We start from the raw sequence: 26,914 nt of genomic DNA, 5'->3' as shown, positions 1-26,914 counted from the left end.
ACCATGTCAGCCAGAACTATCGTTAAATCCATCCAGGACATCATGCGCCAGGATGTGGGTGTCGATGGCGATGCCCAACGTCTCTCCCAACTTTGTTGGATGTTCTTTCTCAAAATCGTCGACGACCAGGATCAACAGCTGGAGGTGATGCAGGACAACTATCGCTCCCCGATCCCGGAATCCCTGCAATGGCGGGCCTGGGCCGCTGATCCGGAAGGCATCACCGGCGACGCATTGCTGACTTTCATCAATACCGAGCTATTTCCCAAGCTCAAGGAACTCCCTATCATTGGCAAGGATGCCAACCGCAGCCGTGTTGTGCGCAGTGTATTTGAAGACGCCTACAACTATATGAAGTCCGGCCAACTGATACGCCAAGTAATCAACAGGATCAGCGGCGTGGATTTCAACGATTTGGCCGAACGCAAGCACTTCGGCGACATCTACGAACAATTACTCAACGACCTGCAAAGTGCGGGCAATGCGGGCGAATATTACACTCCCCGCGCTGTCACCGCCTTCATGGTGGATCGCATCGACCCGAAGCCGGGTGAGATCTTGTTTGACCCCTCCTGTGGCACCGGCGGCTTTCTCACCTGCGCCATTCGCCATATGCGCGACCGCTATGTCAAAACAGTCAAGGATGAACAGAGCATGCAGGCCAATCTGCGGGCGGTGGAGAAAAAACAGCTCCCGCACATGCTTTGCGTCACCAATATGCTGCTGCACGGCATCGAAGATCCCAGTTTCGTGCGCCATGACAACACCTTGGCGCGGCCTTACATCAGCTATGGCCAATCGGACCGGGTAGATATTATTCTCACCAATCCACCGTTTGGCGGCAAGGAAGAAGATGGCATCGAGTCCAACTTTCCCGCGCATTTCCGTACCAAGGAAACCGCTGACCTATTTCTGGCCCTGTTCATCCGTCTGTTGAAGCCCGGCGGCCGCGCTGCCATTGTCTTGCCGGACGGCTCACTATTCGGCGAAGGCGTTAAAACCCGCCTCAAGGAACATCTACTCGAAGAGTGCAACCTGCACACCATCGTGCGTCTGCCCAACAGCGTGTTCAAGCCCTATGCCAGCATCGGCACCAACCTGCTGTTCTTGGAGAAAGGGACGCCAACACAAGAAATCTGGTTTTATGAGCACCGTGTACCGGAAAACCAAAAGGCATACTCGATGACCAAGCCTATCAGGGTTGAGCATCTGCAAAGCTGCGTGGACTGGTGGGGCGGGGCGGAACGGGCAACGCGGCAGCAAACCGAAGTCGCGTGGAAAGTCAGCCTCGCCGAGATCAAGGCCCGCAACTACAACCTCGACTTCAAAAACCCGCACACCGTTGCCGACGACCACGGCGATCCGCAAGAGCTGCTTGCCAAGCTGGAACGGGACGAACAGAAGACCGCCGGTCTGCGCGACCAGCTCAAGAACATTTTGGCCGAGGCGCTGTTGCGATGAATTCTGGACAGTTGCTGCAGCACTTCGTTCGCCTTAGTGAGGCTCCCGACGCTATTCCACGCCTCCGCCGCTTCATTCTTGATTTGGCAGTGCGCGGCAAGCTAGTTGAACAAGTTCCCGACGATGAACCAGCGGCGGAGTTGTTTAAGCGGATTCAGGCGGAGAAGGCATTGCTGTTTCCACATGGAACGACAAAGAAGGAATTACAGCTACCGTCTATTGCGAATGAAGATATCCCGTTTAAATTACCGGATGGTTGGTTGTGGTTGAGACTCGATGAAGTTGCGTCAAAGATTACGGATGGCGAGCACTTGTCCCCGAACAAAGCTCAGAACGGCATGTTATTACTCACAGCAAAGCATATTCTGGATAGGGGGGTCTCGCTTGATGATCCTCAATATGTATCTTACAAGGATGGATTACGATTCCGAGAACGTTGTGACCCTCGGTTTGGAGATTTGCTGATATGCAGTCGAGGAACTATCGGGCGCTGCTGTGTGATCAAGTTAAATGCTGTGTTTTGCTTAATGGGCAGCGTCATACTGATACGTTCCTTATCAGAACTGGTTCCACAATACTTGGCTTACTTTCTAAAAAGCGACGTTGGTCAGTTGTTTATTCGAGGGGTGACAAAGGGGATGGCTGTAAACGCCCTTTATCTTAAAGATATTCGCCTATGTCCTATAGCCGTGCCACCCCTCGCCGAACAACATCGCATCGTCGCCAAAATTGACGAACTGATGACGCTGTGTGACCAGTTGGAGGCGGCGAAAGACGAGCGGGAGCAAAGTCGCGACCGGTTGGTAGCTGCCACCCTACAACGGCTGAATCAGCCTGCCGATGATGAAACTTTCCGCTCGGATGCTTGCTTCACCTTCGACCACCTGCCGCGTCTCACCACCAGCCCAGCGCATATCAAGCAACTGCGTCAAACCATCCTCAACCTCGCCGTGCGCGGCCGCCTTGTTCCTCAAGATCCTAATGAGGAACCAGCGGCGGAAATGCTGAAACGGATTCAGGCGGAGCAGGGGCGGTTGTTAAAGGAGGGGAAGTTACGGAAAACGAAGACACTTGAGCCGCTAGCCGAGGGTGACATTCCGTTCAATCTTCCCCTCCTATGGACAGCTACGCGCTTGGGGATTGCTTATGATGTAAGAGATGGAACACATGACACACCAAAGTATGTCGATATCGGATACCCACTAATTACAAGCAAAAATCTTTCGACCGGACGACTCTCTTTCGATGACATTAAATTCATTAGCGAACAGGATCACCGGCAAATTTCTGAAAGATCACTTGTGGAAAGAGGCGATATCCTTCTAGCAATGATCGGGAGTATTGGCAATCCGGTGATTGTGGACACTGACTGTACCTTCAGCATCAAGAACGTTGCCCTGTTTAAGTATTTTCACCGCCCCAGCTCACATCCAGGTTTTCTGCGCTTATTCCTACAAAACGCGGCAATTGAAATGCGGCAGCTTGCAGCTGGCGGGCTGCAACCATTTGTCTCTCTTGGATTTCTCCGCAACTATCCATTCCCCCTCCCTCCCCTCGCCGAACAATACCGTATCGTTGCCAAAGTCGATGAACTGATGGACTTCTGCGACCACCTGGAAGCCCAACTGACAACCACAGCAACTGACAGCCGCCGCCTGCTGGAAGCCGTGTTGCATGAAGCTCTGACTCTTGTCTAGGAAGATGGCGATGGATATTGTTCTAGATGAAGCTTGTGCTGCTCAGAGCTTTTATGCGGCCGATGCTCGTTCTAACGCCCATTCGCCTCAGGTGCGGCATCGTATTCCCTGAACAATTGGCGGACAAAACCTTCGCCGCCTGCCTTGCGCATAGCCGCACTCAAGAGTGCCTTAAAGTTCTTGTCCTGAATCGATTCATATGTCACATCCTTGAAAACACAGCGCAGTTGAGGGCTGAACAGCCCACTGTGGCTACCGAAGGTACGCTCAAGGTCATTCTTAATCATGTACAGCAAATCCACATCACTTGGTTTCGCGGAAGTCAACTTGGTATAACGTGCCGGCAGGTTGTCTCGTATCCTGGGAAGCAGCGTATCCGCAAGAACACAAACCGCGTCAATTAATGTGTACTCAAGCGTTTTCTCGACCGCATCTTTGAATGCTTCAATTTGCTTTTGCAACCGCTTCACTCGAGCATCGAATTCGCGCCGCCGGTTGCGCATGATCACCCAACCATAACTCGTTATATTGATAAGAAAATCGTCGTAAAGCGCTTTGCGTTGCTTCTCAAGCTCCGATTCTGACCAGACCACCATTTTTACCTGCCCGTTTTCATATTTGATTTTCTCGAGGTTTGCATCGAACTCAGGAATTTGTACTGTCAGCGTCTGCTCCCCTTGCAGAAGCATGAAGTTGTTTTTTAGCCTGTCCTTGAGCCCACTGTCCTCACCTACAAGCAGATCATTTGGAATACTTACCTTCTTGCTCGACAGGCGATAGCCTGTCAATTCGAGTTCTACAAACTGAATCTTTGACTCAAATATACGCTCGACACGAGCAACGTCGAATTTCTTCGGTGGAACGTCTTTCAGTGCTTGCAGGGATGTCTTAACGGCTTCGGGTGTCGCAGATGACCGCCCGATTTCCGCATCTTGAGGAAGTGGCGTAGTTTCGCTATCGTCACCATTAGCCGCGCACGCCCGCATCAATGCAACCGTAGAACTGCTCTTGGGCAGGATTACAACGGCATTTGGTTTATTCAAGGAGATTGACCCAGCTTCGATGAGCAGCGGTGTCGGCGAGTAGATGACAGTCTGATCGTCTGTTATCAGCAAACCGATTCGCAGGCCGGCCTGCTGGCGAAATTCCAGTTGCTGTTGGATGACGAGGTTCTGCAGAGCCAGCAAACCCTCTTCTGTACCGTACCCGAGTCGGTATACCTCTGGATCCAAGTCCAGAATAAGTGTGCATAACAGATTTGGCTGTGACTTTAGACGTGCAGCTAGGGCTTCGACAACCGGTTTGGTAATACCAGGAGCGACGTACACTAACGTCTGAATGGTTGCAGCGATTGCCGCAGTTAATGTCGCGTCATTGACAACTGTGAAGGTGGTCGGAGCCATCATGAGTCCATATTATTTGACATCTAAACGCCCATGCGATGTGCATTTTAATAAGCATCTTGGAGAAAGCTTTTATTCCGGATCAGGCGGACAGAGCAGGCAAAATTTCATCGTCAGAGGCTGATGTGCCTGGGAAACGCCAAGCATTTGGCACACGTTCAACCTGTTTCGCGGGCATTCAGCCATGCTTGATAGCCCGGCGAAGTGTCTGACTAATCCATGATGCCCTGGAGAGTCCTTCTTCGTCTGCCAGCACATCGATTTCTGCTAGCAGGGCTGGCGGTATGGTCAAACTGATTTGCCGCTTGGTGCCCTTCATAACCCCCTTGGGTTTGTAGTCAGGGGCTTTGCTGGTGTCTTGCGAAGCTTCTGGTGTATCGAGAAAGCTGGCCTTCTTTTCTGGTGCGGGCGTTCTGATGTTTGTCATCGTCTTATTTAGCGCAATGCCGTCGAGCTAACGCTTGGAGCTTTTATCAAGCGGACTCATTGGGATAAATCCAACAAAAAGTGTCAGTCAAATTTGTACGGTGGGAGTTCACTCAAGAATGACACCAAATTCTTGCCCCTATCCAGCTGCGGGGATCATGTTATTTTTCATTTTTCATCATGGCCAGATTTACATCTGTTTCATCAAGCTTCCATGCGCCAGCAGTAAAAAGGCCGAGGCCAGGAAGCAAGAAAAGGGCAGTCCCGATGGCATCTGCGACCCCTGTTCCGCTCAATGAATGGTCAATTGTCCTTTGTGCGGGGAAATATCCTGTTTTCGTACACATGATGGCAACTGTCTTGTTTTTCTTTGCTTCATACTGAGCTTTTCCTTGGTACACCTGACCATTGATTTGAAGGTTCGCGTCAGGCTCTGAGCACACTGCACTAACAGTCTGAGTTTTTGGCACAAATGCCGAACAGCCCGAAACTGTCAAACTAAGAGCGACCATTGTTGCAACGACTTTTTTCATATCTTCTCCGTTATTGTTGCTTTTCCCCGATTTAGAGGCACGCCATTTTATAAAGCCGCTGAATAACCATCATGGTGAATTAACGGCGTAAATTTTTGCATCTTGAGGATGCCCTTAAAATCAGCTATTCCCCAGGTCGAATTGTAGGTTTAATGGCTTAACAAACAATTGGACTGAGGTACACCTATTGCTGAGTATGGGTATTACTTAAATGCTGGCAGGGTCTGTTCTGAGGTAAAGCGCTTAGGGGGTAAAAGGGTTACCATTCTGGCATGATCGTTATGGTTGCACGAAGATATGGCCACCGCATATAATCAGATCGTCAAGGGCTGCCTTGGTTTGGGGCTGCTGCGTATTGGTCGCGGCTGAGTTCTCAAGCCAATCGCGGCCTTCGCGTTTGGTAGTTGCCATCCTCCCTCCCACATGGAACTCTTCTTGGCATTAGCTAACTACTGGCAGCTGATTCCAGTCACCGGTGTAGTTCGGGCTTTTGAAACTGCGCCGCATAGACCAGGTCCGCGCTATTCCTTCTGATGCCAGGTAAATCGTGCTTCTTTTATACCTCCTGTTTATAGTGTCCACCGTCTCCATCAGACTGCCCGATTTGTTGTGGGTGGATGAGAATCCGAGGAGGTCAGCCTGCTGTCCGTCTACCGGCACCAGTTCGGATAGCATCACCCCAGCCTTCTGGTAATAGACCTGGGGTCGATACACTTTCTTCAGTATCCACAGCGCTGCATTGGTGATCTGAAGGCTGCAATCAGTCGGGGCTGGCAGAGCAATAGTCTCACTCCTACCATAGAACTTTGCCTGATCGAATGGGCTGTTCTGGATGAATATTGATACCACACCTGCATACAGGCCCTGCCTGCGAAGCCGTTGCGCTGCATTGGCGGCATGATAGCTGATCGCTTCCCGCAGTTGCTGTAGGCTCTCCACGCGCTCGCCAAACGACCGTGAACTCATCACCTGCTTGGCCATGGATATTTCCTCATCCAGTTCCAGCCACGCCTCGCCATTAAGTTCCTGCACCGTGCGCTGCATGGTGATGCCGAAGCGCTCCCGGATTCTCCTCAGATTGGCATTCTTCAGTCTCAATACGTTTTCCACCCCAAGCGCTTTCAGACTGGCCTCAAGCCTTCGCCCCACCCCCCACACGGATGAGACCGGCAGTTTCTCTAGAATTGAATTCAGTTCTTCCTCGCTTATTTGGCTGAAGTCACATACCCCCTTCATTGTTGGCTCTTTCTTGGCATAATGATTGGCAAGTTTGGCCAACGTCTTGCCGTGGCCGATGCCCACGCAGATCGGCAATCCGGTCCAGCGCATGACTGTTTCTTTGATGGTATGTCCATACGCCACCAGATCACGATTCATGCCGGTGAGATCAAGAAAACTCTCATCGATGGAATAGACTTCCTGCCTGGGGCTGAACGGTTTCAATGTCGCCATGAAGCGGTGGCTCATGTTGGCATACAGTTCATAGTTGGAGGAGAACTCCACCACCCCGATTTCTCGGGCACGTTCCTCCACTTCAAACCAGGGCCCTGCCATTTTTATGCCCAGTATTTTGGCTTCCCTGCTTTGCGCAATCACACAACCATCATTATTGGATAGGACGACAACAGGTACTGTTCTTAAATCAGGCCGAAACAGTTTCTCGCAGGAAGCATAGAAGGAATTGGCATCGCACAGGGCAAAGACTGGCCTATTTGGCTTCGTTGATGACATAGGTCACGACACCAAAGATAACCAGTTCCTGACCGTCCTCCAGCACGATAGGGGCATTGTTAGGATTCTCGGACAACAGCTTGATGACGCCATTGCGCTTGTACAGCCGTTTGACCATCCATTCCCCATCCACGTCGGCAATGACGATGTTGGAGGATTTGGGCTTGAGCGAGCGATCTACAATAAGTGTGGCGCCATCGAAGATGCCAGCCCCCACCATGGAGTCGCCCTTGACGGTAAAGAAGAAGGTTGCGGGCGGATTGGCAATGAAACGGTCATTCAGATCCAGTGTTTTCTGCTCATAGTCCTGGGCGGGCGAAGGAAAGCGTGACTGGCCGGCTGATATCTTGCCGCTGTAGATGGGGCGCGGCACGGGAGGCGGATTGGGCAGTGCCTGGGGAAGTTGAGGCTTATCTTTACTACTCTCTTGCCTCGCCTTCCTGAAGGGTTCGAGATAAACCAGCACCTCGTCCTTACGACTTAGCGGGACGCGAATGAGGGCCGTTTTCTCTCCATATGGGCTCATCGATTTCTTGGGACCTGATCCTTCTCTTCTGCCGCCGCGTGTACCCATAATGTACTCTATATTGAACTCTGTACAGAGTTCAATATATCACGAATTCCCTACGAAAAAATTTAGATATAGATGTGTTTGTTCCTTTTTTATTGCAAACTCTTAGTCAGCCTGCAAAATTTTCGTGGTAAATTCAATACTTATGAAATTATTGAAAATGGCGTTCTGGCATTTCTGTATGCTTGCAAAATCGCACCGAAATTGTTTTTGGCGCAATCATTTAAGGTCGGTGGTGGGTATGTCGTTTTGTAGAACATTGCATCTCTTTAACAAAATTAGGTTTTGCAGGAACTTCCGCGCTCCCCTTGTTGGCAACTTACGTCTCTATCGGTGCTTTCAACTGCTTCGGCGGGGGGGTTTATTTGTTCCCGCTATTCTTGGTGCTTGGGTTATGAATCCAAAAAGGGATCGCGAAACTATTAATATCTGCCGCTGATACCTTTCCGATTTGCTTTGGCTCGGTATTGCCGTCAAGAATTATTTCTCTTAAGAAAACCGTTAGGAGCTCGTCAAGAAGCGTACACATCAGAGATAGCAAATCCGCCATGTCCTCTATCATAGGACGGACTCCTATTTTAGGATCAGACATGTCAATCCTTCCGAACATCCAATGCTGGGCTATACTCTCTGATGCGCTATAGAACATGTTGGACGACAAATCTCCCATTAAAATAGAGTCGTCTTCCCAAGTTTCTGTCGGAGTTGTAACGTCTCGCCAATCTTCCATCTTCGGATAGTGAAAACTCAGCTTATTTCGAATGTGCGAAAGCCATTTAGCTTTCTTGAGTTTTATCTGAAGTGTGTCTAGCATGACGCGGCCTTCGGGGAATAATGGAAATATTGTTTGCTTTAATACCGATGCTACGGCGTGTTTAGTCAAACATATGTCCGCCTCCCATACTTTTGAAGCAGCAATGCGAAGAATAAAAAGTGTCTGGGCAAGCTCTGGACCAAGGCGAACGGCACGGGTATCCTTATGTTTTGGCATAGCAAAGCTTGTGAGCTTTTGTAGATACATCAGCTCATTAAATATGTGTCCCAGCAAGTAGTATGCGTAGCGTTCATGGGGACTTAACTTTCTAATGGCGGAAACCGGAACCGTTAATTCTTTTATCGTAATATTGTGTTTAGCCATCTTATTTTTCAAACCCCATTAGTCACTTTAATGTGTCTTTTCCCAATCATCATCTTACGGTCTTCCTGACTTTACTTTACATACCTTAATCGCCGCATCCGGTAGGATATGAAAAAGACATCACGATATATGGCCCGACTATTTTTCGCAAAATGTCAGCGGTCGGGATGCACCTATTCTCCCTTCATATTTAGTTCAGCGATGGTTAGGATTTGCTCCCTAGTTGCGCAATTCTGAGTGGTTATATGGATAACAAGCACAGTGCGATAAATGATTGGTGAAAACTCGGTTTCGTATGCGGCTGTTATAGATTATGACAATCTTATTTTCTGTCTGAGGAATATATCCTATCAGAAGCTTGGGAAGCGCTGGCGCCAGCGGTATGGCCGGATAGAGATGACACACCACACAAATGGAGGAAATTGATTGGCTGAGGTTCCGACCAACACATTATCTGAATCCCACTCCATTGCTGCGGGCTCTCTATCGGGCTACTTAAACTGGGCTGTCACTAATATTTGGTCTAACCAAAGCCATAGCGACCGATATGGGCAGTTCGTAATACTTGACCAAGCATTTGAAGTCGCCTTCCAGAATTGTTCTGACTTCGGAGAAGATGCTTTTTTCGCATCTTTGTTGTGGCGTGCGTGGTCTTCGTTTCGCTGTACGTGCATGATGGCTATGAGCGGTCAATCCGTAGAAGCGTATATATTGATGCGTGAATGTGTGGAGGGTGCTTTGTACGCGTTACACATCGAGGCGAATCCGCAGCTCGGCATGGTCTGGCTGAACCGTGACAGAAACGAAGAATCTAGAAAAGATTGCAAGAAACAATTTGCATATTGTAAGGTCGCGAAAACTTTAGAGGTCAAAAGCAAATGGCTCTATGGAATTATGCAGCAACTATATGAGCATACAATAGACCAAGGGGCGCATCCCAATAAGTCGTCCGTTACTAATGGGGTGGAGATGAAAGGAGACATACACACCAAAACCTTATCTTTTCGAATTGTTGTGGGCAGCCCCGAACAGGCATCGAAGGCGTGTGAAGCGGCATCACAAGTGGGTGCTTGTGCCCTACATATTCTACAAGTGGCACGCCCTTTCTATTTCAAGACACTGGGGATAGATGTCATGATTGATGCAGTGACGAGAGAACTATGAGTGGATGGAGGGGTAAAGAGAGTTTGAATTTAACAGTCTATATTTTTGGGACTTACAAACGTTATTACAATGATTTTGTCAGGAGGCCAGTCCTGCAATTCCGAACGTATGATACCTTCCTCGCGACTTTCTCCCTTTTTTAGCAATACAAGCTTGTACCTTTCGTCCTCTTTTGGCTTTAATAACGCTGCTTCCAGTGCTTCCACTCGTGTAAGTATAGTCATTTCAGAAATTCCTTTTCCATGAGCTCGAGCCGTTTTTCAATCTCCGTTGCCTCTATTAGTTTTGCAATACCGCTCAATATATAGGCCAACCGCCCCGCCTCGCTTGTATCTATTGTTCCTACCCGAGCTTCCCTGTACACGCGGGCCATTTCACGCCGCACATCCTCAAGGGCATTCATCTTGATTTTTAAGGGGGTGGGGGTACACGCACCGCTTTTGTTATCAATGGTTACCGGCTGAAATTTTGCGCTTCCTACCTGCTGTTTCATTTTTTACCTATAAAAACTTGTCTACAAAGCCACTAAAAGTCTTAATTTTGACCCAACTGCGCGGGATGACAAGAACGACTCTTTCTAAGTGAGCGTGTATAAACGTCGCATAGGCACGGCGCGGATGAGTCTACCATTATAAGGTGGTGTCTTTTCCTGCGCTCCCGGCGTCAGTATGTATGCTAGGCGCATTCAATCCGAGTTGACTATTCTGACTCCCTACACCGCCAGTATTGTCTCAATGCCGTACTCGAACAAGTCCTCGTTCCATTTCTCTCATTGCAGCATCTCGTACTGTTGATGGTTTGGTTGGCGGTTTCCAGAACTCGCCTCGTTCGCTGTCCCAATGCTCAGCAGGATTGTCGTCGTCATACTCACGGGTATAGGTGTCTTGGTCTCGGCTGCCTGTGAAGGTGTCCTCAGTAGGGGCAGATATACACGCAAAATGCGGCGGTTTAACCTCAAACCCTACACAGGATAGGGTTTGATTATTTGCAGCAGTTGTTGATGCAAACCCTATATGGTTAAACGCTTGGGTGAACCCTATATGTTTCTTCCTTGGTTCGGGGGGGCAAGGTGCAGTCATAATGTCCACAAATGACTTAATCAGCTTTATTTGCGTGGGCATCGTTAGCCCCAACGCCACAAACAATGACTCCGCATTACGACCAAATGCCTCAAGCACAGCAACCTCGACCTCAGGCTTCAGGAGCAGATCAGGGTTATCAACAATTGCAGTGTATACAATAGATGCACATTTATGCCTGAGGGCCGAATTCAAGCGCTGTGGCGACTTTGGACGACTCAATCCATAGGGTTGGCCCACTTGTTGGTAAAAACTTGTTTGTATTTCTCTCAGACGGTTTCTGTACCCGACCAGATCACTCCCAACCATATGTCCATTCACTAGTGGCAATAGCAGTATATGGCAATGAGGGGCTGCTTCATCAAGGTGGAGCACCGCCGATAAAATTGGCACGTTAAAGAAGTCACGCACCCAGTTCAGTACCTCGGAAAAAAAGGCAGGTAAGTCGATGACCGCTGCGGGGGGCAGGCTAACCACTATTTCTAACGCGCGAATGGCATCGCGGCGTAGTTTTCCCACACCTGCATCATGCATCAGATGTTCCGCAGCAGCAGCAACGTCGGAAGCGGTTCCGGCCCCGGCAAGAATTTGATTCATACCCGTCCTGCTTGGATTTATATGGTCGTCGGCACCAATTTCTGCTTGCAATTCGCGCAAGTTATGCTTGGCGGCAATCCTCAAAACATTATTACCTCTCAGTTTTTTTAGGACGAGAAACGGTGCCGGATGGCTATAGATAGGGCTTATAGTAGTAGGATGGCTTATGTTCATATCAGCCCCCTCCATGAAGTCGTTTGATGTCGGCCACGCCCCACGCAAGACGCCCGTTAATGCGGATTGGTCGAATCGGACCGTTTTCTAAACATGCCCACGCTCTCAAGGTTTGCGGTTTGCGGTTTAAGTAATATGCGGCCGCACTGGTTGATACGGTTGGGCAAGTAACATTTTCCAATGAAGGAAATAGAACATAAGGGGGTGTTGTTGACGGGGGAAGAGGCGATTGAGGAATTGCCTTTCTCATCGAAGGAGGCAATTCAACAATCTCGTTTTCTAGCGGTAATATCGATTGATCCACAACCTTCTCACGCGGAGGCGGTAAATGGAGATTTACTTTGCCTAGCGATTTGAAAGGATCAAAAGGGAGTTCTGCTGCAAGCAGTGGGGGCGATTGAACAAGTATGTTTACCATTTCGGAACCCTCTTTTGCGTTGAAAGAAGATTCCTATTTTTTCTCTTATATTTCAGTCGTGAAAATCTGGAGGAATATTGAGGAGATTTCAAGGGAAATCCGGAGATTTCTCGCCTAAATAGCTGTACAGGGCGTGGAAATACGGGGATTTAGTCTTGAGCGTCGATGAGCAAATGCCTTTCATCGAAAGATCGGGCTGGGAGGTTTTTTGCCAATACTCGATAGCAATGGGCTTGATCCCAGTTCGCTATCCCTTGACCCAAAAACCACATGGCAGCTTTATATGGATTAAATTTTGCACGAGAAGTGCGTGCTGCACATAGCCCGTTCTCACCGGCATGATCTGCCCAACTTTTCCACTTGCCTTTTGCGGGAAACATCTTTTCTAGCACCTCTATCCGAACTGAGTCAAACAAAGCGGCCATGGTTTCGGCGTGATCCACCTCGATGACATCGGTTTGTATCAGGTCCATGTCGCTTTCAGAATGCACCGGTAATGAATCGACGCAGCTGTTTGGTTTATCAGTATCAAAACATCCGTCTGCACTGTTATGAGTTACCAATTGACCATCGGAAACGCCTAAAATCGGCGTTTGCACAGGTTCAATCTTTGGAACAACATCTGATAATGATTTACCCCCCTGGGCAAATATCTTGGCTCTAAATAGATCAAGGTCAATGTAGATGCCTTTGCTTTGTATCCATCGCTCCACTTCGTCCAGGGGAATAAGCCAATTCCAGTTGGGGCCTTGTATGTCGTCTCCCTCGAAACTGAACAATCCCGCTTTATTCATTCGTAGGTATTCAGAGTATGGAATGTGTGTCAGCGGATGTTTTGCATTTAGGCGACCTTCCGTAATATCCAGATAAGCCAGGCTCATGTAATGAGTAACTGCTTCCACATGTTTATCTTCGAAGTACCCGCGAATATTTGTTACAACGGCCATTAATGCGCATTGACTAACGGTAATACAACCATAATCAATCAACGCTGAAAAATCGCATTTCAAAGGCTTTTCCAGTTCATTACCCAACTTTGCCATATCCCAACTTCGGTGTTTTCCTTCAGATTAAAGGCGCCAGACAGCGGTGAAGCTTCAGCTTTTCCTTTTCGTCGGAATAGCATGGAGCTTAAGATTAGGTGTTTCTTACCACCTGTAGACCGGGTTGAGCCGGTACAAAATCAATTTCTGCTTGTTCTAATATCCATGCTTCAATTTTGACGTGCCACTTACGTAGCAAATCAAGTGGGCGACGGATATAGTTCTGTTCGCGCACACCTTGGGGCGCGTGACCTTGAATTTGTGCAGCGATTCCACTCGGCATCTCTATCCATTCACATAGGCTCGCAAAGCTGCGGCGCAACCCGTGTAAGGTTACATCTAAACCGGCGACAGTACAGGCCTTGCGGTGGGCTATTGAAGGATCAGTCAGGCGGCCAGATCCGGCGGTAAGGCTACTGAATACCCATTCACTACGGCGCGGTAGGGCGGCCAGCAAGTTTGCCGCATACGGCGTTAATGGAATGACGCGCAACCCGTCCACCTTGTCCTTAATGGTTAGGCTGTTCCACTGAAAATTCACATCATCCCAGCGAATTGAGGCCAATTCATTGCGTCGTGCGCCTGTCAGCAACAGCGCCTGCAAATACGCATTGATTACAGGGTTTTTAATTTGCTTTACGGCGGCAAACCATGCGGGTAGCTGTTCCCGCTGCAACACGTCATTCTTAACCGTGGACTTGCCCAAACTCTCGCGGGCATCCCTACTCTGTGCGACGTTGCCTGTAACGATTGTCTTGTGGGTCTTGTGCCTACTGCACCAGAATAAAAACGCTCTCAATAGCCGTAGAGCAAGGCGGGCGACTGTCGGTCTTTTCGTTGCTTCCCGTTTTGCCCATTCCGTTAATAGCTCGGGACTCAGATCAATTAGGCGAACTGTTGCCAGTGATGCGAGGGCTCCCGGTTCAGTTAATTTAGGGCTTCTGGACCTTTTTTCACCACCGGCATGCATCGCACGAATATGGTCTCGATGATGTAGTTGGCTCCAAAAAGGAGCGCGTGCAGCGATATATTCACTCCATGCCACACCTAGCGTTACCGACTCGCGAGTTTTCTGCATCATCAACGACACGGCCGCAGTTTCCTTAGCAAGCCTTGCCTCGTCCTCCGCAGCTTTTTTATCAGCTTTCATTTGGCGCGGATCATTGCCGTTGTCTATGAGGACTTGCAGGCGGCGGGCTTCTACTTGCGCTTTGTCAATGCTCCATATACTCACCTCGCCAATCGTAAGACGCATGGATCGCCCATTAACCTTTGTTTGAAAAATGTATCGCTTGCGCTTTGAACCGGCAGTAGCACGCACTCCCAAGCCATGTACCTCATCGCACCATAGGAAGGTTTGTGTCCTCCCTTCGCCACACCCGAAGTCTGCGATTCGCCCTGCGGTTAATTTGACCCTTGCCATGTTGTAACGTTTTGTCTAAATTTGTAACCAATTTGTAACTACATTCACAGTATACATCTGAATAAATATCAACATACAAAATAGCTTAATATTATTAAGCTATTGATAATAATGCATTGTAGTAGAGTTATAGAATAGCAATCAACGGCGATAAATCATGAATATTCAGGACTGAAAATCCTTGTGTCGGTGGTTCGATTCCGCCCTTGGCCACCAGTGATATGTTTTAGCAAGTCCAATGCGGTCCACGAAACCCGCTTTAATCATGATGATTGGCGGGTTTTTTGTTTTGCGCCGTTCATTCCCGTCTGTTGCAATCAACCCCTCTTTGTTGGTATATTCCAGCTACTGATACCAACATTCAGAAGTTGGTACCAACAGATAGAGGTTCCATGAAGCTGACTGATACAGCTGTACGGAAAACAAAGCCCGTGGATAAGCCTGTCAAGATGGCTGATGGGGGCGGATTGTTCCTATTAGTACAGCCTAATGGCTCAAAGTACTGGCGGCTTGCCTATCGGTTTGAAGGCAAGCAAAAGTTGCTGGCCATGGGCGTCTATCCCGATGTATCTCTAATTCTTGCCCGTGAACGGCGTGACGCTGCGCGTAAGTTACTTGCTACAGGGGTAGACCCAAGTGAGAATCGTAAAGCGGCTAAGGCAACGAGGCTGGAACGTACGGAGAACAGCTTTGAAGTAGTAACGCGTGAATGGCTGGCCTCTCACATGAAAAACAAAGCGTTCAGTCACCGGGAAAAAGTGATTAGGCGTTTCGAGCTTTATCTTTTCCCGTGGCTGGGCGGCAAGCCCATCGCCGATGTTACCGCGCGACAAGTACTGGAAGCTGTACAGCGTGTAGAAAAGCAGGGCAAGCTTGAGACGGCCCATCGCGCATTACAGGTTTGTGGACAGGTATTCCGGTACGCGGTACAGACAGGACGCGCCGAGCGTGATGTCACCGCTGATTTGAAAGGGGCATTACCCCCGACCACCGCCAAGCACATGGCAACATTTACGGAGCCAAAAGACGTTGCAGAATTGCTGCGCGCCATTGATGGATTTAAAGGTTCGTTTACTGTTCAATGTGCCTTGCGGATCGCGCCTATGCTATTTGTTCGTCCAGGAGAGCTCAGGATGGCTAAATGGGCGGACATAGATCTAGATGCCGGTGAGTGGCGTTATTGGGTAAGCAAGACAAAAACTGACCACCTTGTGCCTTTGCCCAAGCAGGCGGTTACCCTCCTCCGGGAACTATATCCATTTTCTGGACATGGGGAATATGTGTTTCAAGGTGGACACGATCCAAAAAAAGCCATGAGCGAAGCAGCCATCAATGCCGCATTGAAACGTATGGGCTACGACACTAAAACACAAATTACCGGGCATGGATTCAGAGCAATGGCTCGCACTATCCTTCATGAAAGACTGGGAATAGATCCGCATATTATTGAACACCAACTAGCGCACAAGGTCCCTGATGTCCTTGGAATGGCTTACAACCGTACCAAGTTTATCGAGCAGCGGAAGGCAATGATGCGGGTTTGGGCGGATTATCTAGATAAGATCAAATCAGGAGCAGAAGTAATACCCCTAAGTGCGTAGCAGTATTCATGTCGATAGCGCTCTGCCCCCTAGCTGTGAAATACCAATCAGCAAGTTCGTTGTTTCATCCCTCGCTCCCCAAGCTGCAGCAATTCTTCATGTCACAGGCGTTACGTCTTACCCTGTCGTCATATAAAGAGCTCGTCGCTGGGATGATGCAAGTGGAGAAAATGTTTGGGGATATCCAAGGCATCACGGCTCCGTGTATCTAGAATTAAGAGGTAGTAACCGATTGTTTTTTGTGGTAACTGGATATCAAATGCGAACATCACTAGTCACGCTCACATATGATCCGGAAACGCTTTCCAAAGCGGTTATAGATGAATTCCTTGCTTGTGAACAAGAGTTATTTAAAAAACTCTATGATCTAGGAATGAGAACCGATGAAGAAGTCAAATCTTTTATAAGATTTTCATTTGTTTTTTCTATTAGGCACTATAAAACACTTCCTGAAGTTTTCGAAGGCTTGACATTTGCCCCGGAAATTGCTGAACGCTATTCACTACCATTTGCTAGTCTCCAAGGAAAGATTAGCGAGTTGCCAAGTCGCAAGAAAGCTCCTGATTTTCGCACACTGACCCCTTTGGAACTTTCCCTTATCGATGAACTTCCTCCTCGTCAGGTGGATGATGCTAATGCAATGTCTGTCTTAGGCTTAAGTGTTCTTTCATCGGAATTGGCTAAGCTAATGTTATTTAAAGGACAATTTGAGCAATTCGCAAAATTACAGTTGGTCGCACGCGAACTTTTTGTTTCATGGAAGCTAAATAGCAAGGGAAGTATAGACAAAACGCATTTTGCTAAAGCTAATGCCCTGAAGCGACATGTACAGACCTATCAGCGTCGTGACGAAGTTATCGAATATTGGAAAGCCCACATTTCCTCGGCCCTGGGTAATGAAAAAGCGGCGGACGTGTTATTAAAAAAATTCCCCTACCTATCACATCGAAAACTAACAGAGTACGTAGCGGCAGCCAAACGCAAATCTACCTCCTCCTAGCAAGACGTACCCCCTCCTTGCAAGGCGTACACAATGCCCGCACATGGGCTTATGTTATTTATTTTCATATAGTTAAATTCTCCCATACAGGGCCGCACAGGGCGGCGCTGGGTAATTCATCGTAAGGAATGCGAATATGGGAGATACACCTCAACATGCCACACCTCTGCCCCGGTTTTACCGTATGCGACAACTTAAAGCCCGCTTCAATGTATCGGGCTCAGCAATTTGGGCATGGACGAAAAAAGGCACTTTTCCCCAACCGATTAAGCTGTCGGAGAATACTACTGCTTGGATAGCGCCAGAAATTGAAGCTTGGGAGCAGTCCCGTATTGAAGCCAGAGAGAAAAAAGAAAAGGTACTGGAACCGGCTGAGATGCACGAGAACGATAACGAGTCCAGGGGTGAACCTCGAAGCTTGGTACAGGAGGTGGCCCGTGAGTGATGAGAACTGGTTAGAACACTTACAAAGGCTGTTGGTACGGTTTTCTCATCTCGGCATAGGTCCTGATATTTCCGGTTTGTCTTTAACCGAGTTGTGGGGCGTATATTGCTTTTTTTCTCGCCAATCGGATGATTAGGCCATGGCTAAAAATCGATTCAAGGATGCACAAGCTAGACGGGAGGGTGGGGGCTTCGTGCCCCTGCCTTTCGTGGTGATACGAAGCCAATCATTTGTTCGTCTATCAGCCCATGCCGTCAAATTATTGAATGATCTTTTAGCTCAATACAAAGGGGACAACAATGGTGATTTATGCGCCGCATGGACGGTTATGCAGGGTAGAGGATGGAAATCAAAAGACACCCTTAACAAAGCGTTAAAAGAGCTTTTGGCAGGGGAATGGCTTGAAGTGACCCGGCAAGGTGGAAGAAACAAGGCCAGCCTATACGCGCTGACGTTCTATGCGATAGACGATTGCAAAGGAAAGCTTGATGTTAGGTCGACAGGCAGTCCGCGAGGGACATGGAAGAAAAACGAACCATTACCTTTCCTGCCAAAATTAAAAGTGGTGCCCCGCTGGGCGGGTTAACAAATCAATGGTTGACCCGCCCAGCGTATTAATCATTTTTAGTTGTTTCATTATTGACCCGCCAGGTGGGCCAGTTAACCCATTATGTCGAAGCAAATTGACCCGCCCGGCGTTCACCTTTCTAGAATTACCACTCTACCAATCAATTCTCCTTATTCTTTACTTTGCCCTGACCATCTCAATAAGGCGTGATTTTATGGTGGAATCCGGGTACGCAGACAAGTGGTACGCAGCATGGTACGCACTGAAATGTCCGCAGAAAAGACTGGACGACATCCTTCGTCAGTTTTTGGCACTGAGACACTGGACGTAGAGGCAAAGCATGCTGCTGACCTGCGCGATGTTGCACTAAATGTGCAGACCCCTATTGCGGTATTCGAGTCAACCGACGGTGAGGGACATGTTGTGCTTATCACCGAGGTGTGGCATGCGAAGGGAAATATCACGGTTGCAATAGACTTGGATATAACCAAAGACCATATCCGGCTTAACGAGATCCGCACGATGTATCCTAGACCCGATGCGGAAGTGCATGTTTGGGTCGATGCGGGACTATTGCTGGGGTATGAAAACCGCAAGGGCCGCGATTGGCCTGAAGACTCGGGCGGGTATAATTCCCACCAGCCCCAAGCTAATGCGACCCCTGACGGCGTTATTGTATATGACACGGATAACTCTCCGCAATCCGTAACGACCCTGAGTTAAGATTCTCCCGCTCGGCCACGGCCACCGGCACTACAACGCCCGCATCCCCCACGGCTACCCTGTTCCGCGACCCCATGGAAAAGGTGGTCGAGTCTTTGATCTACTATTTTCAGGACCGGTTCAAACCGCTTAGGGACAACCAGAAGCGGGCCGGGGCGTTCGAAGCAGAGGACGGCATGCTGACCGAGGAACGCTACTCCGGCACGGTGTCCGCCCGCACGGACGATTTCGAGCGCGAAGACCGCACCACACTGATCAAGACTACCCATGTTCCGGCGTGGCGGGCGTGGCGTACGAGGACGTGGAGGGCTACCTGCATGCCCTCCATGCGCCATCGAGGAACGCGACCATGCGCGAGATCAGCCTGACCGAAGCGGAACTCAACTCGCAAACCGAGTTGTTGACGGCCAAGCGCGAGACGCCGGCAAAGACGTCGATGTGGAAGAATACGTCAAGGCCCGGGACGAAGTGGGCGGAACCGGTCAGGGCTTCAATATCCGTTGGGCACCGTCTTAGCGGGCCACTCCCTTGCCATAAAAATGCACGTCGTAGATGAAGGGAGTGCGCGGCTGAATCGCGTTCTCTACCGCAAGCTGTTGGAGGGTCTTGGCGCCGTCTGACGCAATTGCATCCGGCACGTAGCTGCCGACAGTGCTACCCAGTATGGCTGCGGCCATGGGCACGTCCTTGCAGCGCATAAAGAACCTGAGGCGGAACCCACTCCGTTATTGGTCAAGGAGAATACGGTCGGGGCTGAGGTAGAACGTCATCAGCTTGGTCATTTCAGGAGCGTGTATGCCAGCCCCTATGTTGTTGTGCATCCTGGCGGCCATCTTCTCAGTCTTGCGCTAGCAGATGGCGAACGGTCGTGACCGCTTCGTGCCAACTGTCCGTAACTAGTTGCATGACGCGGGCATCGGCTCCACTTTCGTTTTTCTCTTCGAACCAACTTTGGTTGTGGTGGTTGATGCGATCACGATAGCCCGAACCCCTTCCCCATTCGCTATAGCAAGTCTTCCAGAAGTTGGCGTCGGCGGTCATTTCATCCGAATGAATGCTTTGCCCAACCAGTTGGGCCTTTCGGACAAGCGCATCGAAGCCAGCCTCCATCGATCTGACTGTTTGATGGATGAGGTCGTGGGCATCACTGAATTGATCGTCTTGCAGCAGATTCTTTGCAATCTCCTTAAACTTCTGCAACTTCGGTTCGGCAATACCGGCAGCGATGCGTCGGGCGCCGTGACTGAGTTGGTGGGCATAGTTGAGATTCCACCAATCGCCATCCCTGACTATGGCGGCATAGACGGTGCGTGGGTGTGCGGCGCCAACGGCCGCCACGAGGCTGTCGTGGACATGTCGCTTGGTTTGTGCTGGGATTGCTTCATTGTGGTCCAGCCAGATTGTCAGGCGACGGGCTGCGGCCGCCATTGCCTCCCGAGCCTGATCTTTCTCGTAGTTCTCAAGCATGGATTTAGCGCCGGCGATGATTTCACACAATTCGTTGCGCTGCCACTCTTGCACGGCCTTGATGCGTGCGCGGATGAAGTTCCGCAACTGCTCAGGTGCATCCTCTGTGGCATTGAAGAACAAGACAGGCAAGTGGTCAAGCCCCATAGGTTGCAGCTTCAACTGCACTTCTTCGCCCTTGACTTCATAGCCTTCTTCGGCCGACTGCACGGGGAACCCATTGTCCTTGACAGCGAGTGCTTCACTGGGTCGTGGCAGTGCAAGGATGGCTGCATGACTGTCCAGTGTCCGAACTCCTCCTTCCTGAGCACGGGTCAGCAATTGCCGCACCGCAGTTGCAGGCGCTTCATTGAACACGGTGCACAAGACGACTACGGTATGCGTGTCATCGAAATGAACTTCAAGATCGCCGCGTTCAGCAATATCGTCGATGCCTTGTGTGTCGATCAACGTGACTGAAACCGACTCATCGCCTAGGATCGCAACAGGAACGACAAGTTCAATCCGGCGTGGCAAAGTGAATTCCTCGCTGCGACCATTGTTGACTCGTTCGAAGATTTCCTGTAACCAATCGAGCGGCGGTTTACCCGTGGTATCGTCGTGCCATATGTCGCGGCGATCGCGCTTATGCAACTCCATACGGGACAGGATTTCCACGGACAGCGACTTGGCATCGGTGAACCGCGCGGCCAGCTCGCGGGCTTCATCGACCGAAGGAATGATCGTGCCGTCCGAACGCTTTTCGCTGCGGCGACGTCGAAGCCCGGTCATATTCCGCAAGGCACGCTCGACCTCGCGCGAGATTCCGGGGGACGAACCACCTTCCCCATCCTCATTTGCTGAACGCGAAGCTTGTGGAGGATTCACAAGAAAGTTCGCGAAATCGGCAACGTGTCGTCGCACTTCATCTTCGGTGCATGGCTCCACGATAAGCCCATATCCGGGACCGCGTCGCACATGCACTTCACAGATGGTGATGCCGCCCGCACCTGTTTCTAGGACGGCTTTTGGCATCCCTTTGCTGCCCGGGATTTCGAGACCTTCCGCGCGGCAAATTGCAGTGGACTTGCCTACCGCAATGGTGCCTATGAAGGCCGCCCGGTAGCGTTTATCGCCCACACTTGCCGCTTTAGCGAGCAGTTCTTCTTGATAACGAAGCAGACGGCGCTCGTAGAACTGTTTCACATCGGGACGCTCGGCGAGCGCATGCACCTGTTGTGCCATCCGTTCTGCTTCCCACAGTAGGTCGCCATCTTGGTCCCCGAGGGTAGGCTCCGGGATCATCTGCCACTGGCGCTCAAGTATCTCCCGCAGCTTCAGGGCATCAGCCGTGCCGATGCCATCGAGCACGGTCTGAAGTTCTTCCGGTGCCAGCGGTCGGTCTCCATTCTCGACGCGGGAGAGCACTGCGGCACTCCAGGTGAGTTTCTTTGCGAGTTCGTTCTGCTTAAGTCCTGCTTCATCACGCAGGGCAGCAATGCGCTTACCAATCGCCGCGTGTTTATTCATCATCACCCTAGATTTATAGAAACGATACAGAAATGATACAAAAACGTTTCTGTAATGTCAATAGCAACGTTTCTTAAGACGTTTCGCGCCCCCTGTACGCGAGCTGGCACGGCAACACTCGCGCTGCCCCTGGGTAGGGTGGCTCGCCAGGGTGGGCGAGGCACTGGGACTATCAGGCTGCCGGCTTGGTGCGCAACCGAGCAGGTTATGGTGCTGTCTTCTTCAATGAGACGGGCGTAGATGGTCGCCGGAAACGACGGAGCGTTCAGCGTCACCAACAGACTGCCACGGCCCGCAAGCGTGAAGGGCACGCGTTGCCCTTGATTGCGAGCACGCCGTGATATAGTGAAGGGAACAAAACCTCCCATCCACCGACACGAAGGTACAAGAGTCATGCGGGGTGCACAGTCCCTTACAGGCCGGAGGCGTCAGGGATCATAACCGCATGGTCGCGATTCGGCACTAAGTGCGGGCGCAGGCCGATGGCGGTACGCCGGATGTTAACCAAACAGCGGCGAATAAAAACGGCAAGACTCTTCAATGCAGCGCATCAATATGATGTAATGTGATGCAAAGTGGTGTGCGAGGTGATTCAATGAAGCAATCGAAGAATGCTGACGAGCTAGATCCGCAATCCACCGCTCGGGCATCCGTAAGTCTTTCTCAGGGACTTCATGCTGAACTGGAGCGAATGGCGTGCGACAGAACTGTATCGCTGGCGTGTGTCATACGGGACGCGGCTGAAAAGTATGTCGCCAACCAGTGGCCGCTTTTAGCGCATTTCAAATGATATATGGACAGCGTCACGCCGACCCGGCGCTCGGAAATCATGGGACGTGTGAGCTCTCGCGACACAAAGCCGGAAATGATGGTCAGGCGGATAGTACACGCGATGGGGTATCGATACCGCTTACACGCGAAGGATTTGCCGGGAAAGCCGGACCTCATGTTTCGCTCTCGTCGAAAAGTAATGTTTGTCCATGGCTGTTTTTGGCACAGGCACAACAACTGTGCATTAGCGCGGTTACCCAAGTCACGCCAAGATTTTTGGTTACCCAAGCTTGACGCGAACCGGCAGCGCGATACGAAAAACGAACGCGCGCTGCGGGAGGCGGGTTGGGATGTGCTGACTATATGGGAATGCGAGCTGCGCGATGCCGCTCAACTCGAAATAAGAATAAGGGATTTTCTTGATGCGTAGCGTCGAACTTTTCGCCGGCGCGGGGGGGCTCGCCATCGGCATGGCGAGCGCTGGCTTCCAACATGCGGCAGTTGTGGAATGGGATCACGATGCTTGTGAAACCTTCCGTGAAAATCAGCTTCGTCACGCCCACGCAGTCGAGGGATGGCCGGTGCACGAAGTCGATGCCCGAAGTTTCAACTTCGGAACACTCGGCCAAGACATAGCGGTCGTTTCCGGAGGCCCTCCGTGCCAACCATTCTCGATGGGTGGTAAACACCAAGCGCAGCGTGACGATCGAAACATGTTTCCGGAAGCCGTTCGCGCCGTGCGGGAGTTGATGCCTAAAGCGTTCATTTTTGAGAATGTCAAAGGGCTTACACGTAAGACCTTCGCCTCGTACTTTTCACACATCCATCTGCAGTTGCAGTACCCGGAACTTACGCGGCGTAAGGATGAGAATTGGATGCAGCATCGTGCACGCTTGGAACAGCATCACTCGTCTAACAAAGGCCAGGCGACGTACAACGTGTTGTTCGACGTACTCAATGCCGCTGACTATGGAGTGCCTCAAAAGCGGGAGCGAGTATTCTTTGTCGGGTTTCGTTCCGACGTAGGTGCTCGATGGTCGTTTCCCGATCCAACTCATGCCGAGGACGCATTGCTTGTTTCGAAATGGATCAACGGGACATATTGGGACGAACACAGCATCAGCCGAAAGCGGAGATTAGAAGTGCCACTGCGGTACGCGAAACACGTGGAGCTTTTGCGCACGAAGTCTTCCTTGCTGATCCTTGATCGTTGGCGAACAACTCGTGACGCGTTGAGCGGTCTTCCTGACCCGGAGTTTGTTAGAGATCATGAGATTCCGAACCATGTGTTCACTCCGGGTGCTAGAGCCTACGTGGGTCACACCGGGAGTGTTTTAGATGAACCATCGAAGACGTTGAAGGCCGGTTACCACGGAGTGCCTGGTGGCGAGAACATGTTCATCAAGGATGATGGAAAGGTCCGCTATTTCACGGTGCGAGAGTCCGCGCGGCTGCAAACATTTCCTGACGAATACGAGTTCCACGGCTCATGGAGTCAAACCATGCGTCAGCTCGGAAACGCCGTTCCAGTGAAATTGGCCGAGGTTGTGGCTCGCTCTGTCGCAGCCAGTCTAACGCTTGCGTCACTCCAACCCGAATTATGAACTGATCTAAAGACCAAAACCACCATGACAAACGATTTCGATCTAACTCCCGACCCCCGCGTTTTACAGATTCTTGGTGAGATCAACCTCGACCAATGGAAATGCCTCGCGGAACTAATCGACAACAGCGTGGATGCCTTCATAAATGCGCGTCGCAGCGGAGAACAGGTTGAGTCGCCGTCGGTGTCGATCAGTCTGCCCACGCAGGATCAAGCTGTTGCCGCCGTCACGATCCGAGACAATGGCTCCGGTATGACGATCGAGCAGTTAGAAAGGGCTGTACGCGCTGGATGGAGCGGGAACAATCCGCTGGACAACCTTGGCTTGTTTGGAATGGGTTTCAACATTGCTACGGCTCGCCTGGGTATGATCACCGAGGTGTATGCAACTCGCGCGGGCGATCGTGAGTGGACGGGCCTGCGCATTGACCTCAATGAGTTGCGTCGAACAAGGAGCTACCACACGCCTCGCCTCACGCGGCCTAAGCCAGATTCGGCGGCACACGGCACCGAGATCAAAATTCTGCAACTCAAGGCTGATCAGCGCCTTTATTTCGCAAAGAGCGCTAATCATCAAAAGATCCGCCGGCAATTGGCACGCGTGTACGCGCCATTGCTCCTGTCCAGGGAGAATTCGTTTTCTCTGCAACTCAACGGACATAACGTCCAACCGAAGCGTCCTTGCCACTGGGGGCTGGATCGCTCAGTGCAAGGAAGCGATGGCAAACCAGTGCACGCGGTGGAAAGCTTCGATTACGCACTTCAATCCCGGCACTACTGCCTGACCTGCATGATTTCCTTTTCTGCACAACAAAGCTGTCCGACGGATGGTTCCGACTGTAAGACCATTGAGGTTAAGCGCCGACTGCATGGGTGGGTAGGCTTACAGCGCTACATGCATGAGGAAGATTTTGGTATCGACATCATTCGGAACGGACGGGTCATTGAAGTGCAGAACAAGGATTTATTCGTGTGGGCTGGAGGTGAAAGGCCAGAACGAGAGTATCCCATTGATGACCAACGCAACCGAGGACGTTTCATCGGCGAGGTTCACCTCGACCATTGTCGAGTAAGTTATACCAAAGATAGATTCGAACGAGATGACACATCCTGGGCGGAAATGGTGGCTTTAATTCGTGGAGAGGGGCCGCTGCAGCCGCAGAAAGCTCGTACTTCGGGTTTCGAGCCCTCCAATGCGCCGCTTTATCGTCTATTCCAAGCATTCCGCCGAAGTAGTCCACAAGGTAAGACGGGACGTTGGTCACGAATTTTTGCCGTTAAGAACAACGAGCGCGCCATGGAAATGGCCGATCTGTTCAATAAGGGCGACCCTGAATACCAATCCGACGACAAGTGGTACGCATTGGTTGAGGAGGAAGATCGGGGAATTGTTGGTGCGACGCCGACAACCACCGGGGCCGGGTCAGCGACACCAGCGGCGCCGGATGGATTTCTTGATGAAGGCGATGCAGCGCCTGCAGGTAATTTGGGTATGGTATCCCAACCTGGAAGCAGCTCTGGCGCAAGTAAAACAATTGCCGCCCCGACCCGACAGAAGTTGCATGAGTTGTCACGTATCTATAAGCATCCACTGCTCAAAGTCGAGTTCACCGTCGAGGCATTTGTGGTTGGAGTCGACGATCCAGACCTGCCTCGCAAGGCGCCTTGGGCCTTGAAGATCGAGGACCCAGGTACACGGACTTTTCTGTTCCTCTTCAATCCCGATAATCCTGTGTTCCGGTCAGTCACGATGACACCGATGGATGCCGTGTTGTGTGAACTGGCATTTAAAACCTATGAGTTCTTGCGCGAGACCAGTCCGGATTCGGCTGTATTCGCCACTATCCTAGCGGATCTTCGCAGTGAATACGCCGAAGACACCAAGCTTGATCCTAAGAGCATCATAGCCATTGCCGACAGGGCGCTTCGGGAGATCGCCCAATCCATAGGGCTCCTGAGTGACGCGAATGCGTTCAGCGCTTTGTTCTCCGGATTACCTGTAGCGGCGCAAGACAAGATTCGTCGCAAGTTGGCTTCTACCGGGATATCGAGTGCTCAGACAGTGATCGATTCTGGTGAGTTCCTTGGGTATGCTGAGCCGGCCGATATTCGACTGTTCGTGCGTCAGAATCCGGAGCTGTTCTTTGACGGCAAGTTCTGGGCGCAACCCTATGCTAGCTTGAATTATGGCGATGAAAAAGTGAATGAAGAAGCTCGAGTCCGCGTGATTGAGCGCTATGACGCCTACTTGGCGGATGCCGGTTGGCTGGCCTCCCAGAGTCCGCGCGACATCGATCGGTGTGATCGAGACGAATTGATTCGCGCGACGCTCTCCGTACGAATTCTTGGCTCGGACGGAAACACCTGAA

The 26,914-nt window shown here is 50.7% G+C and carries 25 protein-coding genes and 1 pseudogene; 13 read left to right on the top strand and 13 right to left on the bottom strand.

Features of this window, described 5'->3' with window-relative positions; translation table 11 throughout:
- Positions 1-3: 3 nt before the first annotated feature.
- Both BLO43_RS07355 and BLO43_RS07350 read left to right on the top strand, forming a co-directional pair.
- Complete coding sequence (locus tag BLO43_RS07355) at positions 4-1,461, top strand: class I SAM-dependent DNA methyltransferase (protein ID WP_090906513.1); 1,458 nt, start codon at positions 4-6, stop codon at positions 1,459-1,461.
- Positions 1,458-3,158 (top strand): restriction endonuclease subunit S, encoded by a 1,701-nt coding sequence (locus BLO43_RS07350; RefSeq protein ID WP_090906512.1) that lies wholly within the window; start codon positions 1,458-1,460, stop codon positions 3,156-3,158. Before BLO43_RS07355 ends, BLO43_RS07350 begins: the two co-directional genes overlap by 4 nt.
- A gap of 71 nt (positions 3,159-3,229) precedes the next feature.
- Here the strand turns inward: BLO43_RS07350 and BLO43_RS07345 are convergent, their stop codons facing one another.
- The 7 genes from BLO43_RS07345 to BLO43_RS07315 all read right to left on the bottom strand — a co-directional run bounded on the left by BLO43_RS07345 (position 3,230) and on the right by BLO43_RS07315 (position 8,960).
- Positions 3,230-4,564, bottom strand: a complete 1,335-nt coding sequence (locus BLO43_RS07345) for a hypothetical protein (RefSeq protein ID WP_139149251.1) — start codon at positions 4,562-4,564, stop codon at positions 3,230-3,232.
- A 175-nt stretch (positions 4,565-4,739) separates the two neighbouring features.
- A complete protein-coding gene (locus BLO43_RS07340; RefSeq protein WP_090906510.1) occupies positions 4,740-4,988 on the bottom strand; it encodes a YlcI/YnfO family protein in 249 nt (82 codons plus the stop codon).
- A 160-nt stretch (positions 4,989-5,148) separates the two neighbouring features.
- Positions 5,149-5,520 carry a hypothetical protein gene (locus BLO43_RS07335; protein WP_090906509.1) on the bottom strand — a complete coding sequence of 124 codons (372 nt, stop codon included), beginning with the start codon at positions 5,518-5,520 and terminating at the stop codon, positions 5,149-5,151.
- 279 nt (positions 5,521-5,799) lie between these two features.
- Complete coding sequence (locus tag BLO43_RS17155) at positions 5,800-5,931, bottom strand: hypothetical protein (protein WP_302847683.1); 132 nt, start codon at positions 5,929-5,931, stop codon at positions 5,800-5,802.
- Positions 5,932-5,961: 30 nt separating this feature from the next.
- Positions 5,962-7,251: a Y-family DNA polymerase gene (locus BLO43_RS07330; protein WP_090906508.1), complete on the bottom strand. Its 1,290-nt coding sequence runs from the start codon at positions 7,249-7,251 to the stop codon at positions 5,962-5,964.
- Positions 7,229-7,825, bottom strand: coding sequence for a LexA family protein (locus BLO43_RS07325; RefSeq protein WP_175443889.1), 597 nt, complete (start codon positions 7,823-7,825; stop codon positions 7,229-7,231). Before BLO43_RS07325 ends, BLO43_RS07330 begins: the two co-directional genes overlap by 23 nt.
- Before the next feature lie 358 nt (positions 7,826-8,183).
- Positions 8,184-8,960, bottom strand: coding sequence for a hypothetical protein (locus tag BLO43_RS07315; protein ID WP_090906505.1), 777 nt, complete (start codon positions 8,958-8,960; stop codon positions 8,184-8,186).
- Between the two features lie 426 nt (positions 8,961-9,386).
- On the opposite strand from BLO43_RS07315, the gene BLO43_RS07310 reads away from it, so the two are divergent.
- The gene (locus BLO43_RS07310) at positions 9,387-10,124 is read left to right on the top strand and encodes a hypothetical protein (RefSeq protein ID WP_090906504.1); all 738 of its coding nucleotides are present in this window, start codon (positions 9,387-9,389) and stop codon (positions 10,122-10,124) included.
- A gap of 220 nt (positions 10,125-10,344) precedes the next feature.
- Here the strand turns inward: BLO43_RS07310 and BLO43_RS07300 are convergent, their stop codons facing one another.
- The 4 genes from BLO43_RS07300 to BLO43_RS07280 form a co-directional block, all read right to left on the bottom strand.
- Positions 10,345-10,617, bottom strand: coding sequence for a hypothetical protein (locus BLO43_RS07300; RefSeq protein ID WP_254773374.1), 273 nt, complete (start codon positions 10,615-10,617; stop codon positions 10,345-10,347).
- A gap of 238 nt (positions 10,618-10,855) precedes the next feature.
- On the bottom strand, positions 10,856-11,974 hold the full coding sequence (locus BLO43_RS07295) for a plasmid recombination protein (protein WP_175443888.1): 1,119 nt from the start codon (positions 11,972-11,974) through the stop codon (positions 10,856-10,858).
- A 567-nt stretch (positions 11,975-12,541) separates the two neighbouring features.
- Positions 12,542-13,435, bottom strand: a complete 894-nt coding sequence (locus BLO43_RS07285; protein ID WP_090906501.1) for a hypothetical protein — start codon at positions 13,433-13,435, stop codon at positions 12,542-12,544.
- Between the two features lie 94 nt (positions 13,436-13,529).
- Positions 13,530-14,858, bottom strand: coding sequence for a tyrosine-type recombinase/integrase (locus BLO43_RS07280; RefSeq protein ID WP_090906500.1), 1,329 nt, complete (start codon positions 14,856-14,858; stop codon positions 13,530-13,532).
- A gap of 392 nt (positions 14,859-15,250) precedes the next feature.
- On the opposite strand from BLO43_RS07280, the gene BLO43_RS07275 reads away from it, so the two are divergent.
- The 6 genes from BLO43_RS07275 to BLO43_RS16395 all read left to right on the top strand — a co-directional run bounded on the left by BLO43_RS07275 (position 15,251) and on the right by BLO43_RS16395 (position 19,751).
- The gene (locus tag BLO43_RS07275; protein ID WP_090906499.1) at positions 15,251-16,459 is read left to right on the top strand and encodes a tyrosine-type recombinase/integrase; all 1,209 of its coding nucleotides are present in this window, start codon (positions 15,251-15,253) and stop codon (positions 16,457-16,459) included.
- Between the two features lie 259 nt (positions 16,460-16,718).
- A complete protein-coding gene (locus BLO43_RS07265) occupies positions 16,719-17,459 on the top strand; it encodes a hypothetical protein (RefSeq protein WP_090906497.1) in 741 nt (246 codons plus the stop codon).
- 136 nt (positions 17,460-17,595) lie between these two features.
- A complete protein-coding gene (locus tag BLO43_RS07260; RefSeq protein ID WP_090906496.1) occupies positions 17,596-17,904 on the top strand; it encodes a helix-turn-helix transcriptional regulator in 309 nt (102 codons plus the stop codon).
- Between the two features lie 139 nt (positions 17,905-18,043).
- Positions 18,044-18,490, top strand: a complete 447-nt coding sequence (locus tag BLO43_RS07255) for a hypothetical protein (RefSeq protein ID WP_090906495.1) — start codon at positions 18,044-18,046, stop codon at positions 18,488-18,490.
- A gap of 234 nt (positions 18,491-18,724) precedes the next feature.
- Positions 18,725-19,195: a MuF-C-terminal domain-containing protein gene (locus tag BLO43_RS07250; RefSeq protein ID WP_090906494.1), complete on the top strand. Its 471-nt coding sequence runs from the start codon at positions 18,725-18,727 to the stop codon at positions 19,193-19,195.
- 286 nt (positions 19,196-19,481) lie between these two features.
- A complete protein-coding gene (locus tag BLO43_RS16395) occupies positions 19,482-19,751 on the top strand; it encodes a hypothetical protein (RefSeq protein ID WP_139149250.1) in 270 nt (89 codons plus the stop codon).
- Between the two features lie 281 nt (positions 19,752-20,032).
- Here the strand turns inward: BLO43_RS16395 and BLO43_RS07235 are convergent, their stop codons facing one another.
- Positions 20,033-22,174, bottom strand: a complete 2,142-nt coding sequence (locus tag BLO43_RS07235; protein ID WP_217628040.1) for a helix-turn-helix domain-containing protein — start codon at positions 22,172-22,174, stop codon at positions 20,033-20,035.
- A gap of 206 nt (positions 22,175-22,380) precedes the next feature.
- A pseudogene (locus tag BLO43_RS17050) lies at positions 22,381-22,467 on the bottom strand (DUF736 domain-containing protein); the annotation flags it as partial.
- Positions 22,468-22,766: 299 nt separating this feature from the next.
- Here BLO43_RS17050 and BLO43_RS07230 point away from each other — a divergent pair.
- The 4 genes from BLO43_RS07230 to BLO43_RS07215 are packed head-to-tail and all read left to right on the top strand — an operon-like array spanning position 22,767 to position 26,913.
- Complete coding sequence (locus BLO43_RS07230; RefSeq protein ID WP_090906537.1) at positions 22,767-22,961, top strand: ribbon-helix-helix protein, CopG family; 195 nt, start codon at positions 22,767-22,769, stop codon at positions 22,959-22,961.
- A gap of 3 nt (positions 22,962-22,964) precedes the next feature.
- Entirely contained in the window at positions 22,965-23,372 is a 408-nt protein-coding gene (locus tag BLO43_RS07225) for a very short patch repair endonuclease (protein WP_090906490.1), read from the top strand.
- Positions 23,365-24,546: a DNA cytosine methyltransferase gene (locus tag BLO43_RS07220; RefSeq protein ID WP_090906489.1), complete on the top strand. Its 1,182-nt coding sequence runs from the start codon at positions 23,365-23,367 to the stop codon at positions 24,544-24,546. The genes BLO43_RS07225 and BLO43_RS07220 overlap by 8 nt, the downstream gene beginning before the upstream one ends.
- 24 nt (positions 24,547-24,570) lie before the next feature.
- On the top strand, positions 24,571-26,913 hold the full coding sequence (locus BLO43_RS07215; RefSeq protein WP_090906488.1) for an ATP-binding protein: 2,343 nt from the start codon (positions 24,571-24,573) through the stop codon (positions 26,911-26,913).
- Position 26,914 lies beyond the last annotated feature (1 nt).

Source organism: Nitrosospira sp. Nsp13 (genome assembly GCF_900101945.1).
Lineage (GTDB): Bacteria > Pseudomonadota > Gammaproteobacteria > Burkholderiales > Nitrosomonadaceae > Nitrosospira > Nitrosospira multiformis_D.
The sequence above is the reverse complement of the archived record's forward strand: the minus strand, read 5'-3'. Positions and strand labels throughout refer to the sequence as shown.